Source organism: Amycolatopsis sp. NPDC051373 (assembly GCF_040689465.1).
In the GTDB taxonomy this organism is placed as follows: Bacteria; Actinomycetota; Actinomycetes; order Mycobacteriales; family Pseudonocardiaceae; genus Amycolatopsis.
In genome coordinates, this window is sequence record NZ_JBFBAE010000039.1 from 21,829 (window position 1) to 38,661 (window position 16,833).

Genomic DNA, 16,833 nt, shown 5'->3' on the forward strand with positions numbered 1-16,833 from the left:
ACGCGTTGAGCATCTTGGTCGCCGGCCCGAAGATTGGCATCGAGCAGCTCCCGTCGGTAGGGGCCGAACACGTTGTTCGCGAGAAACTCAGTCAACCCGTCCAGGAAGTAGCTTTCTCGAATCCACGGGGTCGAGTTCGGGTGGCCTTCAGGCAGCCACGCCTTCTTGGGCGCGCACACGTAGTAGGCGTGTTCGCGTTTGGTCTTGCCGTGAAGCCGTCGCCCACAGGCCACGCAGAAGATGTAGCTGCGCAGCCGGTACGTCCGTTTGGCCTGAGGGTCGCGGTTCTTGCTGGACGTCCGCGACCGTTCACGATGCTGCGCCACGAGTTGGGCCTGGACGAACGTTTCCAGATCGACGAGTGCCGCGTGGGTCTTGCAGGTGGACCAGACCCATTCCGAGACGGGGTTCATCCTGTTCTTGCCGGCACCCTTCCGCGCCCGGCGGTTCCACACCATGTGCCCGGTGTGCTTCGGGTTGGTCAGCATGTCGCGCACGCTGGAGTACGTCCAGATGCCGACCGCGCGGCCCGGTTCGACCGGGGTTGGCGGTGGGTTCGTGACGAGGTCCAGGTTGAGGCGGTCTGCGATGTCCTGATAGCCGAGTCGTTCGGCAACCCTCCAGCCGAAAGACTTGGTAACGACCGGCGCTTCGATCGGATGGGGTTCGAGCAGAGTCTTCTTGATGCCCTTCGCCCGCTTCGCCGGCACCGGGTGTGGGATCTTCCGTGCTTGATGGCCGTAGCACGGCTTGCCGATGTTGTAGCCCTGCTCGGTGTGGGTTTCGAAGCCATCCCAGCTTTTTTCGAGCATCTCCATGACGTACCACTCGGCGACACCTTGCTTAACGCGTCGAGTGAGGACCTGGGTGGAAGTCTTGGCCCGACGTCGCGGAACGTCAAGACGGAAGGGCTCGTCTGAGGCGACCAGGAGGACGCCGGCCATCTCCAGACGGTTCTCGATCTCGGTGGAGATGTAGGTCCGTCGGCCGATGCGACCGATGTCCTCGCAGATGACGACATCGAAGCGCCGGCCGGGTCGCTCGGCTTCCTCGAGAAGATCCTGGATTCCCCCGTCTCGGGGTACGGGGATCTGGAACAGCTCGTGTGCGTCGCCGTCGCCGCGGTCAGCGAGGTTCTTGCGCCCGGACTCGATGTCGTAGAAGCAGACAACGATGACCGCGTTCTCCGGCAAGGCCTGAGTGCAGTTGCGGAACTGGCGCGGAATCGACAGCGTCGGGTCCTGCTGATCCTTGGTCGACGTCCGTCCGACGAAGGCCACTCGGATGATCTGCGGCTCGCTCGACGCACTTGGCCCGGCGAGTGGGTTCGTACGATCTACGCGGCGCGGTCCTGCCCACTCTCGGAGTGCCTCTGGGCCATCCACTGCGTCACCTCTCACAAAACCTGTGTTTGCTCCAACCGAAGCCGGTCGGCTTCGGCGCCCAAGGCCGTCACGACTACAACTCGCGCGCGCCACGTTTCCGCAGGTCAAGCGAGTGGATGCACGAATCACGCCTGATACACGCTCTGGTAGTACGCCTCGTCCGGGTCCAAGGTCGATTCGGCATCCCGGCGGTCGGTCCAAGGAACATCCCCGCAGCGCCGAGCATCGAGCTAGTCGCCCCGACGTTTCAGCTCGCATGAATCGGCACTGCTCCTGCCGTCGGGATGCCCCATCGACGACGAGCGAGCCGAAAGAGGCGGTCTGCATGACCGGTCAGCGCGCAACTACAGCTTCAGGAAATCCCGGAACATACCCGGAACGAAACAGCCGTTCGACGATCGACGGCGTGTCGTGAAGCTGGAGACGGCGGAGTTGCTCCAGGCACTCGGCCTCGTCGCGCAGCACGCCCCCGAAGCCGTGCGCGCGCTCGCGACCGGCGCGATGACGGCGAAGCGCCAGCGTGAGTACGGGGATCTGCTCATCGAACTGGGCGCGCAGTTGAAGTCCCATGCCGATCGTGTCGCCGGCACGAACTTCGACCATCCGATCCAGCCGTCGCGAGCGGAATCGCAGCCTGACCATGGCGCGGGACACGGTGCCACGGAGACGTGATCGGTGCCCTCGCTGCGCTACTCGCTGTGGGCGGGATTGCGGCGGCGTGGGTCTTGTGCACGGTCAAGGCCGATCGACGTCACGCTCGCGAGATGCACCGCGCCGGCCGATCGGTCGCGTTCCTGCGAGATCGCGTCGACCGCGAGCGCATCTACGAGATGCCCACGGAGGTGCTTCCTGTGTCAACGAGTGAGCGTCCCGTGTCGTCGCTGCCACACCGGGTTCCTGGTCGAGTCCGACCCTACGTGCGAGACCTCGCCGATCCCGGCGTCGACCCGGTCGTGCTGCAGCGGGTCCTCACCGGTTTGCGGAACCTTCCCGACGCAGCGACCCCGTCTGAAGAGCCCAAGTACCCGACAACCGATCCCGACGCCTGCTGAAACCCATCCCGATCGGAAAGGACTCGAGTAATGACCGCCACCGTGATGAGCAAGACATCCTGGTCCGAGCTGTTGGCCGGCATGCTGCGCGTGCATCGCAGCTACAGCCGCCACACCGAACTCATCGCCGAGTTGCAGACGGCCCGGCTAACACCCGCGTGCATCGTCAAGGGCATCGAACACCAGAACGCCGAGGCGATCGTCCGAGCCGGGCTTCCCACGGTCGAATACCGGCGCCGCACTCTTCACCGCCACCTGGACGAGCACCTGTTCGTGGACACCACTGCCGATGCCGGCGTGCGAGTCCTGGCTTGCTGGGACACCCGAGCGAGCCGGATGCGTATGCACGTCGCCGAAGTCGGTGCGCCCGGGCTCTGGGACAGGATCGTCATCCACTTCACCGAGTGGGAGAAGGCCGGCCGACCCGTCCCCGGGCCGACGCGGTATTCCGGAACGCGGGGTTGAGCCGTGAGCCGGTGGATCAGTGACCGCCCGAAGACGATCGTCCTGCAGCCGACCACGCTGTGCCCGATGGACTGCGAGTACTGCTACCTGCTGCAACGGAGCCTGAAGCAAGAAATGTCACCGGCTGTCTCGGCGGCGATCGCGGCAGGAATCGAGCCCTCGTGGGCGCCGGTCGAGCTCGTCTGGCACGGCGGTGAGCCCTTGGCCGTCGGCGTGCCCCGGTTCAGGAAGCTGCTGGAGCCATTCGAGCCGCTCCGCCTGGCCGGACAGGTGCGGCATCAGGTGCAGACCGGCGGCGGAACGCCGATCACCGACACCTGGTGCGACATGTTCAAGCAGTACGACATCAGCGTGGGCGTCAGCCTCGACGGACCCCGCCACCTCAACCATCTCCGCGCGGACCGCGGCGGCCACCCCATGTTCGACCGCACGATCGCCGGCGTCGAGACACTCAAGCGCCGAGGCATCCCGTTCAGTGTCTTGGCCGTGGTCAGCGAGCACGGCGTCAACCAAGCCGTAGAGGTCCTCGATTTTCTGCGCGACCTCGGCACCACCTGGATCGGGTTCAACGTCGAAGCCAAGGAGGGCGCGAACGCGGATGCGACCACGCCTTCACGCGACCGCGCCGTCCGGTTCTGGCGCGACGCGTTCACCTGGTGCCGGGACCACCCCGCCATGACCGTGCGCGAAGTCGACAAGCTGTGGGGCTTCCTCGGACTCACGCGCGGCCAACGGGACGCGGACGCCCGACACGACCTCATCCCGACAATCGGATGGAACGGCGACGTGGTGCTGCTGTCCCCCGAACTGCTCGGCGTCCGCAGCGCCACCTATGACAACTTCGTCGCCGGCAACGTCCTCGCCGACGACCTGGCCACGATCGCGCGTCGCGCGGCCGGGTTGTCCTACGTCCAGGAGTTCGCGACCGGGCTCGAAAAGTGCAAGCAGACCTGCGAGTTCTTCGCCTTCTGCCAAGGCGCGCACGCCGGTGACCGGTTCTTCGAACACGGCACCTTCACAGCGACGGAGACCGACCACTGCCGGAACTCCGTTCAGGCGCCGATCCTGGCGCTGGCCGATCTCCTCCACGAAAGGCAGACCGCATGACTGTCCTCGACCAGATAGTCCTCACCATCGCCGAACGCGAGACTGACTGGGCACAGTTCGCGGCCACCCACACAGCGCCCTCACCCTCGGCGAACGCCACGGAGTGGGGCCGCAAGGGCGGCAGCGGGGGCAAAGAAGGGGAGTTCTGGAAGAAGTGAGCACCGACGCCGAGGAGATCGAGGCAGCCGTCGAGGAACGCCGGCTCTGGCTCGACAAACAGCTCGAAGCCGCGGCAGCCCGACTCGCCGTCAGCCTGATCGGCGAGCCGGTGAACACCTTCGACATGCGGTCAGCCGGCGCCGTAGGCCGTGACGCCAGCGGGAAAGTGTGGCTTCGGGTTGTGGTCGAAGACCCCGACTACGAACCCGTGTGCCGATGGGACGGCAACGTCGCGGCCAACGCCATCCTCGGCGTCGCCAAGCCCAGCGTGCTCAGATGGGTCGACTGGCGCCACAGTGACGCGTATCTGCGCGGAAGACGACTTCGGGGCGAGGTCATGACCCTCGCCCCGGGGTCCACCGTCGCACCCGGCGGCGTGCTCCACGGCGCCGCCGGCCTGCCCATCACGTGGTGGGAGGAACTGCGCCGATCCCTGGCCGTGCTCGAGACCTATCCCCTGAACTGGCACGATGAACTCGGCGCTGTGGCCGCCACCATCGGCGGTGCGCGCCAGCACTTCGACGTCACCCTGACCGAGGAAGACTTCGCCGGCACAAGCTGGACAACCGCACACGCGGACCTGCACTGGGGCAACGTCCGCCGACCCGAGCTGTGCATCCTCGACTGGGAAAGCTGGCGCCCGGCCTTCGCCGGGTACGACCTGGCCACCCTCTACTGCACCAGCCTCCTGCACCCACCAACCGCCCAACGGCTCCGCGCGATGCCGGAACTACAGACCCGAAGCGGGCACCTGGCCCTGCTGTCCGTGATCTGCCGCTACCTCTGGGTCGTCGGCAGCGGCAGCGACTGGGACCTGCTCGAACCACACCTACGAACCGAGGGCGAGAACCTCCTCAAGACGCTGCGGCCTGCCCGCAGGTGATCTCGAACCCGGCCGTGCGGCTCCTGCCGACTTTCGTCGCAACTGGCACGATGGGACCGACGCCGAAAGCAAGGAGCGCTGGATGCCGCCGCGCAGCACGGAAACGACCTTTTGCTCCCCCGACGGGACGACGCTCGCGGGAACCATAATGACCCCCGAGACCAGGTCGGGCACGTCCGTGGTGCTGGTGCACGGCGGCGGAGTCACACGGCACGAAGCTGGCTTCTTCACCCGGCTGGCGGCCGGACTCGCGGAGTACGGCATCAGCTCGCTGCGCTTCGACCTGCCCGGGCACGGAGAAAGCGACGGCCGGCAAGAAGACCTGTCGCTTGCCGGCGTCCTCAACAGCATCAGCGCCGCGCGCGCCCACCTGGTCGACCAGACGGGCGACGCCCAGGCGTCTCTGCTGGCCGCGAGCTTCTCCGGCGGACTTGCCGCTCTCTACGCCGCACACCGACCCGACGACGTCGACCGGCTCGTGCTCTTCAACCCTCTACTCGACTACAAGAACCGCTTCGTCGACCAAAAAGACTTCTGGCACAACGAATACCTCACGCCGGAAGCAGCCTACGACCTCACCGCCCACGGATTCCTGCCGCATTCGCCCAGTTTCAAGCTGAGCCGCGCGCTGCTCAACGAGGTCTTCTGGTTCGACGCGCGCGCGGCGCTGGCAGACGTTCAAGCACCGACCCTCATCATCCACGGCACGAAGGACACGTTCATCCCCGTCGATTCGTCGAGGAACGCGATCACCAGGCTCCAGCACGAGCACTGGCTGCTGGAACTGGAAGGCGCCCAACATGGGTTCGCCGTCCACGACGACCCGACCTACGCCGACCCACAAAGTCAGGCGTACCAAGCCGAAGCCATCGTGGCCGTACAGGACTGGCTGAGCCGCGCCTAGCGAATCAAGCCGTGACGACCTCACGGAGCCGGACAACCTCAGGCCGCCTGCTCCACGGCGCAAGGTAGTCGAGCACGCGCACGAGCTCCTGCTTCGTCCGGCGTGAGTTCGTGCTGTCGGCCCGTGCCGCCGACGCGATCCCCGTCCGTGCCGCCTCGTCCGGCTCACCCGCAAGCGCGAGCGAGCCGGCGCGCAGCGAGAGGAAGAACCCGTAGTCGCGCGGGGAAAAGCGGTCCTCGACCAAGGAATCGTCGTAGATCTCGACCGCGCGCCGTGGCGCCCCGGCCTCGGTGTAGCAGATCGCCGTCTGCATCGTGAGCAGCGTCGAGTTGTAATGCGCGCCGAGCTGCGAGGCCCCATCGTCGCGCGCATCTAGAAGAGCACGCGCTTCGTCCAGCTTCGGTGCCACCGCGTCCGCGGTCGCGCCGAGCATGACCTCCGCACGAGCCTCCTGCTGCACGGACTCGGCCTGCACCCGCTTCGGCAGCGACCGCTGCCCCCGGCGAGCCGCCTGGGCGAGCGTCAGCATCCGCAACGGCTCGCGCTCATCGAACGCGAGCTGCGACTTCTTCAGCAGGACGTAGCCCTGCATCGCGACGTCGTCGGCTTCCTGCGCCCACTCGACTGCGCGGTCGTACCAGAACAGCGTCCGACCGAAGTCGCGGATGTCGCGAAACAGCCAGCCGGCGAACTCCGCGCCGTCCGCGCCCAACCTGAGCAGCTCACGACGGACCTGCGGCTTCACGTCGCGAGCGTGCTCTTCGACCGCTCCGACGATCCCGAGCACCATGGGCAACGTCTTCGCGGGACCGAGCGCTCCGTCGTCGGCCTTACACGCGGCCAGCTGCCGTCGGAAGTAGTCCAGCGTCGTTCCGTCGAAGTACCGGCGCGCGTCGGCCACGGCCTGCGCGACGTGCTGCAGCTCGTCCAGCCCGAGCGCAGGCAGGGCCGTAGCCGCCACGCCGTACTTCAGCGGCGACCGGCGGTTCACTGGACTCATCGCGTCCCATTCGGAGCGGGCAAAACCTGATACCTCCCCACCGCTCTGCGTCGTTGCATCCGCGGGGAGCGGAGTACGGTCTGCGACTGCCGCCAACGCTTCCGCGTCGACAGGCAGCCACACCGACTCTCCCTTGACGATAACGGGCACCAAGCCGCCGGCGCGCGGTGCGGGAGCAGACTTTCCAGACTCCGGGATGTTGCCTTCGACGACGTCGTGCAGGAGATCATCGAGTTCGGCTGGCGTGATCCCCAGCAGCTTGGCCAGCTTGGGTCGCCGCCACAGCTCCGGCTCCGTCGCCGCCCTCTCCCAGCGACCCACCGTGCTCGGGTCGACGCCCAGCTCGAACGCGAAAGCCTCCTGGTTGTACCCAGCCCGCTGTCGTGCCCTCTTCAGACCCGGTCGGCGTCGCCCCATCGCCAGCACCCCCTCGATCACACCCCGAAGTCAACACATTACCGCAGGTCAGCTGGTTGCATGCAAGGAACGCGCTCGATTCGTGCTCTGGCCCGCTCTGCCGACGAGCACAAAACTTCCATCAGCACCTCGGCGGCCGGTTGACGTGACCGGAGAAAGGTCACCGGGCGACCTCCCGCAGATCCGCTCCCGCCCGACCATCCCGGCCGCCGGGGTGCACCCAACGACCAAGAAGTATGTCTGGGAAGAGGGCGATCATGATGATCGGTTCCAAGATCGAGCCGACACCACGACTCAAGCGCGCGCGAGGCGCCACCACGTCGATCACGGCCGCCCGAGGCCAGGCGGCCAACAGGTCGGCCGAATGAGTCCGCTCAGCACCGAACTGGCGGACAAGCTCGCCGCGCTCGCGTCGGCCTTGCCGGAGGTAGTCAGCTCCTTCCTCGACGGTGAGCTCGGACCTACCCCGCAGCGCCGCCTTGCCGACCAACTAGCCGACCTCGCCGACGTGCTCAATGACCACGCCGATGACCAGGAACGCGGAATTATCGAACTCTCGGCGATCCGAGCGTCAGCGGGCAGGCTTTCCAAATTGGCGAAACGGCGGGGGTGCGGGAAATTACGGTCAGCCGCTCGGTGAGCAGGTGATCGACAGGAGGCTCCGACAGGATCGGTCCTCCTTCACATCAACGGCAGATCGTCCGCCTTCCGGGCACCGGCGAACCGACAACGGCCGCGGATGCACCGCGCGCGACTCGACCTCGCCGCCGGCGACCTGCCGCCCGGCCACGGCACGGAGGAGCGGTGAGGCCGATGGCCGAGAAGAAGTCATCGGCAAGGACGCCCTCGCCCAGCTGGCCGTGCTCCTGGGTGCGACCGAGGCGCTGGCGGTCGGCACCTGCGTCGCCAACATCTCGGCCCGCCCGCCCCAGACCGCCCACGCCGCCGCGGCGTTCCTGGCGCAAGCGTTCCCCGCCCGGTTCACGCTCGGCCTCGGCGTCGGGCATCCGCAGCAGGCGTCGAGTGTGGACCGTCCTTTCGGGAGTCCGCTGTCCACCATGCGGTCCTATCTGGACGTAATGGCGGCGGAAACCTGGCCGCCCGCGCCGGATGCGCCGTACCCGGTCATCCTGGGCGCCAACGGTCCCCTGATGCTCGCCCTCGCCGCCGAACTGGCCGACGGCGCGCCGCCCGCTGGCCTGCCGCCCCAGCACACGGCGTCCGCCCGCCGCGTGCTCGGCCCGGACAAGCTGCTCGTGGTCGCCCAGCCGATCGCGGACTCGATCGAGACGGCCCGGCAGACCGTCTCGACCTGGCTCGGTCGCGCCGCGTTCCGCGCGATCCTCACGGAACTCGGCCACCCCGCCGAACCCACCGACGCCCTCGTGCGCGCCCTGGTCCCCTTCGGTGGCCCCGACTCCGTCGCTGCCGCCGTCCAAGCTCACCTCGATGCCCGGCGCCGACCACGTCACCCTGCTACCTCCGGTCGGCACGGAGTTCGGCCCGGGGATCGACCAGCTCGTGTCGCTGGCCCCGGCGCTGCGGTGATCACAACGCCGGGGCTCGGCGTTCACAAGCGGTCGAAGAGAGTCTTCGCGAGGGTGGCGTAACCGTCGGGGTGGTCGACGTCGAGTGGCACTCCCGACGACACGATCGCGATGCGCATCTGCCGGTGGCTGAGTTTGGTGACCACCAGGTCGGTGCCGTCGCTGTTGTTTGCTGCGTCGATGCAGTAGTACGCGTTGTCACCGAGGTAATGCGGCTTGGCGCTGCACGATCGCGCCGAGACCTCGAGTGAGGCCTTCACCGACGTCTCCCCTGTCGCGAAGACGTAGAGGTACGCCGAGGCGGTCGAGTGGCTGCTGGTGAAAAGGAAGTCGCACGTGTAGGAGGTGATGCCGTTGCTGTGGTCCGGCGGCTCTTCCTTCGTGACCAAATCCTGGTACACGTCGAACGTTCGCTGGTACTCGGCGATGTCCAGGAACGGACACGCGGAACTCAGCTTCGCGGGGGACACCGCCGGCACGAACGTCGAGGCGGTTGACGGCGGGGCACTGGTGTCCGGTTTCGTGTGGGCACCGACCGGTTCACGCAGCGTGCCGGCAGTGACAACGGGTTCCGTCGCCGCGGGGACCGAGCACCCCGCGGCAGCCGCCACCGCGAAGGCGGCGGCGATGAGTCTTCTGGGCAAAAGCATGCCCCGGATCCTGCCCGATCTTCGGGCCGATCCCGGTCTCGGAGACTCACTCGTGATCGTCCGAATAATCCGGTTTACGGGCCGATGGGGCAGAATTGCGGGGCCGGGGTGATCCAGGCCTCTTATCGGGAGGCCTGGATCACCCGCGTGGTCAGGCCTTCGGCTTCATCGGCCCGCAGCCGGCCCGCGAAAGGTCCACCTTCGATCCGGCTGTGAGGCAGGCGGGGATCCCGGCGGTCTACTGGCCGTAGGATCGTCCCATGTGGACGGTGACCATTCCGTTGCCGTCGACCGGCCTGGGACCCGAACTGCAGAACTGGAACACCCCCAGCACGTGGAAGGACACCTACAGCGGGAAGGCCGACGGATTGTTCTGCTTCGCGCAAGACCTATTCGGCCGCCAGTTCGCCATCGCCGGCAACCACGAGGTCGTCGTCTTCGATCCTGAAACCGCCGACCGCACCCCGATCGGCACCAGCCTCGAGGACTGGGCCGCCTGGCTGCTCGCCGACCCTGACGTCCTCGGCGCCCACGCCTTCGCCGGTGCCTGGCAAGACCGCCACGGCCCCCTTGCCCACGACCAACGCCTCATCCCGCTACGCCTGTTCACCATCGGTGGCGGCTACGACAACGCCAACCTCGCCGCCAAGGACGCCGTCACCTGCATGCGCGCCCGCGGCCCCCTCGCCTCCACCATCCACGACCTACCCGACGGAGCCCAGGTCCACCTCATGCCCGACCAACCACCCTCCACCACCGACCCCGACGCCGACAGCACCCGGCTGGCCTACACCGAGCTCGACGTGTTCGCCGACTACAACAGCTTCTTCGTCCAGGACGAAACCGCCCGGTTCGACCCCGACGACTGGACCATGCCCCTCATCAACGACCTCATCGCCGGCGCCAACGGCGTCTTCGGCGTCGGCACCGCCCGCCGCACCACCGTCCCCGTCATCCTCGACGTCCGCACCACCGCCCCCGACGACAACTTCGACGGCTGGGACCACGTCACCGAAGCCGGCCTTCACACCACCACCGGCCGCATCATCGTCTCGATGCTCAACTACACCCCCAACATCCCCCGCACCACCATCCCACCCGGCGACTACACCGCCCGCGTCTACGCCAAAGGTCGGTCGATGAGTGGGCCGTGAAGCCGTCGGCGGCCATCAGGCGTCGCCTCCGGGGACACGAACCTGGAAGTTGCCTTCGATCACCAGCATTCCGCTTTAAAGCCGCTGGTCAGAAGCGGGACCGTCTGCGTGTAGCCCTGCCGGGGGCACAAAACCCCTGGTCACGGAGTGTGTCCAGGGGTTTTGATTGCCGGGTGCCCACGCTTAACCCTCGTGTTTGGGAAGTTCGATCTTCGGGCGAGCCGCCAGCGCTGGGCCGACATCCTCGCCGACAACCCCACGCTCCATGTAGTCCTCCTGGGTCGTACTGATGCGCTCGTGCCCGAGGTAGTCGGCAATCTCGCGCGCCGTCAACCCGGCATCGTCGAGGACGCCGGCGACGTAGTGCCGCCCACTTGAAGAAATTCAGCCTGCGTTAACTTGCCTACTTGATCGCACGCTCGCAAACTCCTGCCACGGCGGCGTCCAGCCCGCCTGCTGGCACAGCCGATCGAACGATGACTCCATAAATTGCGGATATTCATATATGTCATTGATCCTTACACCCAGGAGATGCTCACGTTGCACAGCAGTGTCCGGGTATCCCATGTCCTTTCTGGCGGCAAGAATAAAGTCCGCATAAAGCCTCATCATTACAACAATGGGGCCATCCTTGAATGCGCCCTGCATAAAGTTATGGAAGGAAACTATCGCCTCATCAGAACCGAAGATTGTTATCCAAGTAGAAAAATCTTTCATCAAGACGATTAGCTCCGCCTGAGCGTCGCCCTCCGGGACCGCCGTACCCAGCAGATCACGAAGCATGTTGATCATGGGCTTATAGACGTCATACTTTTTCCCATGCAAACGCTCTTCGAGATCTCGAACTCTTTGCGCATTCAGCTCAGAACGCCGGATAGCCTTAGAAGTCCGGGAGGCAATAATGGCAGCGACGACGGCAGCAAGCGCCGAAACGGCTGCAGCCGCTATACTGACCCACCACTCTTGGTTAGACACACTGAACCCTCTCGCCTGCCTACGCTACGAACGAAGGTATGTCGACCGCCGCAGGAGATGCGTTACAGTACGTAACGACCCGACGCGCATATACTTCCTCCCGCCCGCCTGGATCGTACCGGCACCTGCCCATGTTTTACCCTCGCCAAACAACGGCCAATGATCGCCAAGGTTCCCCGGTAACGTGCGATTGCTTTTGCGAACATGCCTGATAGTGACCCACATTGATCACCAACACCCAACATCGCACACCATGATCCACAAAAGCGGGTGTCGCAGGTTCGAATCCTGCCGGGGGCACCCTGCTCCATCAACGCGGATCGCACGTTATGCGGCTGTGTGCGGTCAGATGTGGCCAGTCGCCCCGAGGGCGCCCCGAGGCCGAGGACCATCTGTCGCCTTCCCGGTCGGCTCGGTTCAGGGGGACTGCGTTTCGCGAGAATGAATGGCGCCGTCCGCGCGGGCTTTCTCGGCGATGGCCTGGAGGGCGGAGATGTGGTCGGCGAGGGTGGCGCGGCCGGCGGGGGTGAGGTTGAGCCAGGTGCGCGGCCGCTTGCCGACGTAGCCTTTGCGGACTTCGACGTAGTCGTTCTTGGACAGTGTGGTGACCTGTTTGGACAGTGCGGAATCGGAGAGCTGCACCGAGTCCCGGACGAATCCGAACTCGGCCCATTCCGCGGCGGCGAGCAGGGAGACGATGGCCAGTCTGGTGGGATCCAGCAGGAGCTGGTCGAAGTCGGCCACCGGTTCAGTACCTCTCCTGCCGGCGCAGCAGCCACAGCTTGAACGCGGGGTCCAGGAACACGATGTAGAGCCCGGTCAGCGCGCCGTAGTAGACCTTGCTGTGCGGCAGATCGAGCGTTCCGGTGACCACGGCGACGGCGATCCCGATGCCGAGGATGGGCGCGATGCGCAGCAGGCGCGCGGCGACGGACAAGCTCCGGTCCGACACCAGCACCGGGCGGCCGAGCAAGGTGCCGCCCGACCGGGTGGTCAGGCCGAGGGCCAGTGCGACGACGAGCCCCAAAATCGCCCAGCCCACCCAGGTTTGCGCGGGCGGGAGCAGGTCACTGGCCGCGCAGCCGAGGAAGACGGCCACGCCGACGGTGATCGACAGCCACCGGGAGCCCGCGATGGAGGCGATCACCTGCTCGCGGCTCTCGTGGATCGAGCGAAGCGCTGCCACCGCCTCGTCCGGTGTGGGTTCGTTCACCATTACCGCGCCCTTGTCGGTTCTGTCCACTTCACGTTCCGCCTCCCCTGGGCAAGACTTTCCTGAAGAGAAAGATAGTCTCTACTTTCCATCCAGGCAAGTACTTGCCTCAGGAGTGATTTAGCGGCGGAGGGGAACTTGGGTACACCAGAGACTGTCCACTAGAGACGGTGATCCCAGGGTTCGAGCGAGCCGGACAGGGCAGTGCGGGCCGCCCCTGGAGAGGGACGGCCCGCACCGTTTACCGGGGAGGGGTCAGAACTTGCCGGCGCGAACCTGCGCCAGCGTGACGCGCGAGGACTTGTAGGTGGCGGACACGTCCTTCCACGCGGAGATGAGCGGGAGGCCCGTGTGGGCGTCGATGGTGAGGACCTGGGCATCGGTGCCGCCGAAGAGGGACGGGCCGGCGGTCAGGGTGAGGGTGGGGCGGCCGCCGGTGGTGGAGTTGGCGACGGCGACGGCCGGAATGGTGGAGAGCAGGCGGAGGACGCCCGCGCGGACGTCCGGGTTCTCGGCGCCGCGGAAGAGGGCGTCGGTGGCGTTGGTCCAGAGGTTGTTGTCGATGCGGTTCTGCAGGTCCTGGCCGGTGGGGCGCGGCAGGGGCGTCTTGATGCCCTTCGCCTTGAAGATCGGCTCGTCCTTGGCCATGGCCTCGTCCCACGCGCGCTGCGCGTCGGCGGGGCTGAGGCCCAGGCCCCAGGCGTTGGGGACGGCGTTGACCATCCGCGTGCGGGCCTCGGTGAGGTCACCGGTCGCCGCGAAGCGGGCGGCGGCGACCTTGGCGGCGTCGATGGGCTCGGCGAGGTTGTCGTGGTGCGCGATGGCCGAGGAGAGCTGCTGCGCGGTTTCCGCGAAGTAGGCGTCGCCGCTGTCGGTGTAGAGGTTGTAGGTGACGTAGGGACTTCCGTCGGGGGCGGTCGTGGTCCGGATGACCAGCGACGCGTCGCCCTGCACGGAGGTGCTGCTCGCCTTCACCGACGCGGCCAGGGTCACGAGGCGAGACTCAGGAGCCGACGCGGCGGGCGCCTGGGCCGGGGACTGCGGTGCAGGCGCCGCGACGGACACGACGAGGGCCGCCACCGCGGCCGCGCCGACGGCGCCGAGGCCGATCTTGCCCGGCACGCCCAGGCGGAAACCTCGGGCCCAGGCGAACTTCGCGCGCCGGACCGGAGCAGCGACCGTTGCGGCCGGGGATTCCGCCATCGCCGCGCCGAGCGTCGCCCGCGCCCGTTCGTAGGCCTGGGGGCGAAGCGGCGCGACGTCCTTCAGACGGCCGACCAGTTCCAACTCGTCCATGATCACAAGCCTTCCTTCACAGTGGTGAGATTCGTCAAGAGCGCGGCCACTTCCGGCGCGTTCCGCAGCGTCTTCCGGGCCTGGTGCAACAGGCGGCGCGCGGTCCCGGCCGGCAGGCCGAGCACCCGCGCCGCGTCGGCGACGGTCAGGTCCTCCCAGGCGACCAGGGTCAGGACCTCGCGTTCCTCCGGTTTGAGCTCCGCCAGGGCCGTCCGCAGCCCCGCCTGCGTGTCGACCCGCGCGTCGACCGCCGACCAGGGGTCCCAGCCGTTGGCGAGATCCCCTGCGTCCGGCACGAGGTCTTCGGCCGGCCGCGAGCGCCAGTGCCGGCGCAGGGTATTGAGCGCGACGCCGTAGAGCCACGGGCGCGCCTCGGGGAACGACCGGTCGTACGTGCTCCGGGACGCGAAGGCCGCCACCCACACTTCGCCGAGCAGGTCCTCCGCCGTGTCACGGCCGACCCGCCGGGCGAGGTACGCGCCGATCGCGCCTTCGTGCCGGGTGATCACCTCCACGAAGGCTTCCCCGTCGCCGTCGAGCGACCTGCCGATCAGTTCCGCGTCCGACGTCATGCCGCTCCTCGTCTTTGCTCTGACCTTCCACCCGGGGATTGCCGGCTCGTCCCCAAAGTGTTCAGAACCTCCTCCCGAGAGCGCCGACGAACGCCGGTGTCGGCGCGCCGAGGCCGGTCACGTCGTCGTAGCCGGGGGTGGCGGTGAGCGCGTCGTCCTCGCCGAAAGTGGTCAGCCCGCCGGGGTCGATCTCGGTGAAGTCCTGCGCGCCGAGCGCGATCGGCGGGTCGGCCGGGTCCACGGGCAGGATGTCGCGCAGCGCATTGCCGCCGGACAGCCGGTAGAGCACGGCGTTGGCGAACCCGAGCGGGTGCCCGGCGGCCTGCATCGCGTCGGCCTCGAGGCCCGCGACCAGCGGCGCCGACGCGCTCGTGCCGCCGCCCTCGGGGAGTTCCTCGTAGCCGGCGTCGGGGTCGGACAGGCCGGTCGCGCCGATGAGCCAGCCGTTGCCGGCGCCGGCCGAGATGTCGGGGATGACGCGGCCCGCCACGGCGGTGCGGCCGTGCGTGGCGAGGCTGTCGGGCACGACGTGCTTCTGGTAGGCGGGTTCGGGGAACTTCCGGCTGACGCCGCCGCCGGAACCGTCCCGGAACGTACCGGGCGGCGGCGCGTCGTAGCCTGTGCCGGCCGCGTTGATCGACGTGAGGCGGTCGCCCCACGGGTAGTCGGCGACCACGGAGCCGTCCGCGCCGATGGCGAGGCTCGTCCCGCCGACGGCCGTGCTCCACGGGTCCGACGCCGGGAACAGCGGGTCGTCGTCGACACCCCCACCGCCGCCGTCGCCGCTGGAGAAGTCGAACCCGATGCCCTCCAGCGCGCCCTGCTGCAGGATCGGGTCCCACGGCGCAATCGACGCCGGCGAAAAGCCCAGCTCCGGCAGGCCGAACGAACCGGACGCGACGTCGGCCAGGTGCTCGTCGACGATCCGCGTCACCCCGTCCAGCCAGCTCGGCAGCAGGTCCACGTCGAAGTCGGCGCAATCGATGCCGAGGTACACGATGTGCGCGTCGGGCGCCGCGAGGTGCGCCGACTGGACGTCGATGGCCTCCTCTTCCGTCGGCGCGCCGCCCTTCGCCTCGCACGTGCTGTCCGCGTCCGGGCCGATGTTCTCGGTGTACTGCCCCGGCGCGAAGACAGGCTCACCGTGCGCGGCGAAGAAGCGGTTCGAGTCGGCCTCCAGCGTGGGCGTGTGACCGCTGAGCAGGACGGCGATGGTCGCGCCCTTGCCGGTGTACGGGCTCGAGGTCAGGCCGTACGCGTGGCGCACCTGGTCGGGGGTGTAGCCGCAGAGCTGGGTGGGTGCGGTGGTGTGGCCGAAGGCCGGCGGGATCGGCCGGGTGTGCTGGCTCCAGTACTGGGAGCAGGGGAAGTCCGTGGCTTTTGCGGTGGTTGCTCGGGGTGCGGCCGCGCTCGTGCTCGTGGTTCCGAGGGCGAGCTGGTCGATCCCCGTCACGCTGACGATGTCGGCCGCCACCGCAGCCGGCACCGAAAACCCGCCCACGACACCGGCTTCGCGGATCGTGGTCGAGCCCTTCGGCCCGCTGATGACCGTGTCGAACTCACTGATCTGCGTGGCGAACGCGGCATCGGCCTGCGCGACGGTCGCGCTCACCGCGAGGTAGTGCTGGTTGGTGGCGGTGACCGTCATCCCCTGCGCCCTCACCCACGCGCTGACGGCGGAGACCTGCGCCGTGGTCGGACCGAACTCGTGGTTGACCTGGGCGGGGGTGAGGAAGTGGCCGTAGCGGGCGTCGGCCGGGTCGGACACCGCCCGCGCGGCGGCCGCCAGCTCCGGCCGGTCGGCCAGGTACACGCGCAGCGCCACCTGCCGGCCGGCGTCGAGCGGGTGCGGCGTGCCACCGAGGTCCCCGGGATTCGGGCTGGGCAACTCGACGCGCCCGGACGTCCCCGCGGAGGCCGGCATCGCCGTGACCGTCATGACGCCCACGGCGGCCGCCGCGGCGAGCACAGCGCTTCGGCGGAAGAACCTCTTGTGTGTCTTCACATCCGGCTGTTGCCGGGAGGGGTGCGGAGTGTTCAGACCGGGCGGCGAG

Annotated in this window: 18 protein-coding genes and 2 pseudogenes; 9 read left to right on the forward strand and 11 right to left on the reverse strand. The window is 67.7% G+C overall.

Going from position 1 to position 16,833, the window contains the following annotated elements; all coding sequences use genetic code 11:
- Positions 1-386: 386 nt before the first annotated feature.
- Positions 387-1,712: pseudogene (locus AB0383_RS44950) on the reverse strand (recombinase family protein); the annotation flags it as partial.
- An 84-nt stretch (positions 1,713-1,796) separates the two neighbouring features.
- Between AB0383_RS44950 and AB0383_RS44955 the strand changes: the two are divergent.
- The 6 genes from AB0383_RS44955 (at position 1,797) to AB0383_RS44980 (ending at position 5,955) form a co-directional block, all read left to right on the forward strand.
- Positions 1,797-2,057: a hypothetical protein gene (locus AB0383_RS44955; RefSeq protein WP_366190509.1), complete on the forward strand. Its 261-nt coding sequence runs from the start codon at positions 1,797-1,799 to the stop codon at positions 2,055-2,057.
- A gap of 410 nt (positions 2,058-2,467) precedes the next feature.
- Positions 2,468-2,902 (forward strand): hypothetical protein, encoded by a 435-nt coding sequence (locus AB0383_RS44960; protein WP_366190511.1) that lies wholly within the window; start codon positions 2,468-2,470, stop codon positions 2,900-2,902.
- A gap of 3 nt (positions 2,903-2,905) precedes the next feature.
- The gene (amcB, locus tag AB0383_RS44965; RefSeq protein WP_366190513.1) at positions 2,906-4,009 is read left to right on the forward strand and encodes a cyclophane-forming radical SAM peptide maturase AmcB; all 1,104 of its coding nucleotides are present in this window, start codon (positions 2,906-2,908) and stop codon (positions 4,007-4,009) included.
- Positions 4,006-4,167: a multiple cyclophane-containing RiPP AmcA gene (amcA, locus tag AB0383_RS44970; protein ID WP_366190515.1), complete on the forward strand. Its 162-nt coding sequence runs from the start codon at positions 4,006-4,008 to the stop codon at positions 4,165-4,167. The genes amcB and amcA overlap by 4 nt, the downstream gene beginning before the upstream one ends.
- Complete coding sequence (locus tag AB0383_RS44975; protein WP_366190517.1) at positions 4,164-5,051, forward strand: hypothetical protein; 888 nt, start codon at positions 4,164-4,166, stop codon at positions 5,049-5,051. Before amcA ends, AB0383_RS44975 begins: the two co-directional genes overlap by 4 nt.
- Positions 5,052-5,133: 82 nt before the next feature.
- A complete protein-coding gene (locus AB0383_RS44980) occupies positions 5,134-5,955 on the forward strand; it encodes an alpha/beta fold hydrolase (protein ID WP_366190519.1) in 822 nt (273 codons plus the stop codon).
- 4 nt (positions 5,956-5,959) lie between these two features.
- Here the strand turns inward: AB0383_RS44980 and AB0383_RS44985 are convergent, their stop codons facing one another.
- From AB0383_RS44985 to AB0383_RS44995, 3 genes and pseudogenes are all read right to left on the reverse strand, one after another.
- Positions 5,960-6,955, reverse strand: coding sequence for an XRE family transcriptional regulator (locus AB0383_RS44985; protein ID WP_366190616.1), 996 nt, complete (start codon positions 6,953-6,955; stop codon positions 5,960-5,962).
- A 234-nt stretch (positions 6,956-7,189) separates the two neighbouring features.
- Positions 7,190-7,372 (reverse strand): annotated as a pseudogene (locus AB0383_RS44990) (helix-turn-helix transcriptional regulator); the annotation flags it as partial.
- Between the two features lie 160 nt (positions 7,373-7,532).
- On the reverse strand, positions 7,533-7,862 hold the full coding sequence (locus tag AB0383_RS44995; RefSeq protein WP_366190521.1) for a hypothetical protein: 330 nt from the start codon (positions 7,860-7,862) through the stop codon (positions 7,533-7,535).
- Between the two features lie 37 nt (positions 7,863-7,899).
- On the opposite strand from AB0383_RS44995, the gene AB0383_RS45000 reads away from it, so the two are divergent.
- Positions 7,900-8,982 (forward strand): LLM class flavin-dependent oxidoreductase, encoded by a 1,083-nt coding sequence (locus AB0383_RS45000; protein WP_366190606.1) that lies wholly within the window; start codon positions 7,900-7,902, stop codon positions 8,980-8,982.
- Here AB0383_RS45000 and AB0383_RS45005 read toward each other — a convergent pair.
- Entirely contained in the window at positions 8,943-9,569 is a 627-nt protein-coding gene (locus AB0383_RS45005; RefSeq protein ID WP_366190523.1) for a hypothetical protein, read from the reverse strand. The two genes, AB0383_RS45000 and AB0383_RS45005, sit on opposite strands and share 40 nt — an antisense overlap.
- A gap of 260 nt (positions 9,570-9,829) precedes the next feature.
- Here AB0383_RS45005 and AB0383_RS45010 point away from each other — a divergent pair, with 260 nt between their 5' ends.
- Together AB0383_RS45010 and AB0383_RS45015 are read left to right on the forward strand one after the other, a co-directional pair.
- Positions 9,830-10,723 (forward strand): hypothetical protein, encoded by an 894-nt coding sequence (locus tag AB0383_RS45010; RefSeq protein ID WP_366190525.1) that lies wholly within the window; start codon positions 9,830-9,832, stop codon positions 10,721-10,723.
- Between the two features lie 192 nt (positions 10,724-10,915).
- On the forward strand, positions 10,916-11,101 hold the full coding sequence (locus AB0383_RS45015) for a hypothetical protein (protein ID WP_366190527.1): 186 nt from the start codon (positions 10,916-10,918) through the stop codon (positions 11,099-11,101).
- Between the two features lie 6 nt (positions 11,102-11,107).
- On the opposite strand, the gene AB0383_RS45020 is transcribed toward AB0383_RS45015, so the two are convergent.
- The 6 genes from AB0383_RS45020 to AB0383_RS45045 all read right to left on the reverse strand — a co-directional run bounded on the left by AB0383_RS45020 (position 11,108) and on the right by AB0383_RS45045 (position 16,784).
- Positions 11,108-11,698: a hypothetical protein gene (locus AB0383_RS45020; protein WP_366190529.1), complete on the reverse strand. Its 591-nt coding sequence runs from the start codon at positions 11,696-11,698 to the stop codon at positions 11,108-11,110.
- A 417-nt stretch (positions 11,699-12,115) separates the two neighbouring features.
- Positions 12,116-12,442: a transcriptional regulator gene (locus AB0383_RS45025; RefSeq protein ID WP_366190531.1), complete on the reverse strand. Its 327-nt coding sequence runs from the start codon at positions 12,440-12,442 to the stop codon at positions 12,116-12,118.
- A gap of 4 nt (positions 12,443-12,446) precedes the next feature.
- The gene (locus tag AB0383_RS45030) at positions 12,447-12,914 is read right to left on the reverse strand and encodes a hypothetical protein (RefSeq protein WP_364182163.1); all 468 of its coding nucleotides are present in this window, start codon (positions 12,912-12,914) and stop codon (positions 12,447-12,449) included.
- Positions 12,915-13,166: 252 nt separating this feature from the next.
- A complete protein-coding gene (locus AB0383_RS45035; protein ID WP_366190533.1) occupies positions 13,167-14,207 on the reverse strand; it encodes a hypothetical protein in 1,041 nt (346 codons plus the stop codon).
- Between the two features lie 2 nt (positions 14,208-14,209).
- Entirely contained in the window at positions 14,210-14,779 is a 570-nt protein-coding gene (locus tag AB0383_RS45040) for a sigma-70 family RNA polymerase sigma factor (protein ID WP_366190535.1), read from the reverse strand.
- A gap of 61 nt (positions 14,780-14,840) precedes the next feature.
- Positions 14,841-16,784, reverse strand: a complete 1,944-nt coding sequence (locus AB0383_RS45045; RefSeq protein ID WP_366190537.1) for a S53 family serine peptidase — start codon at positions 16,782-16,784, stop codon at positions 14,841-14,843.
- Between the last annotated feature and the right edge of the window lie 49 nt (positions 16,785-16,833).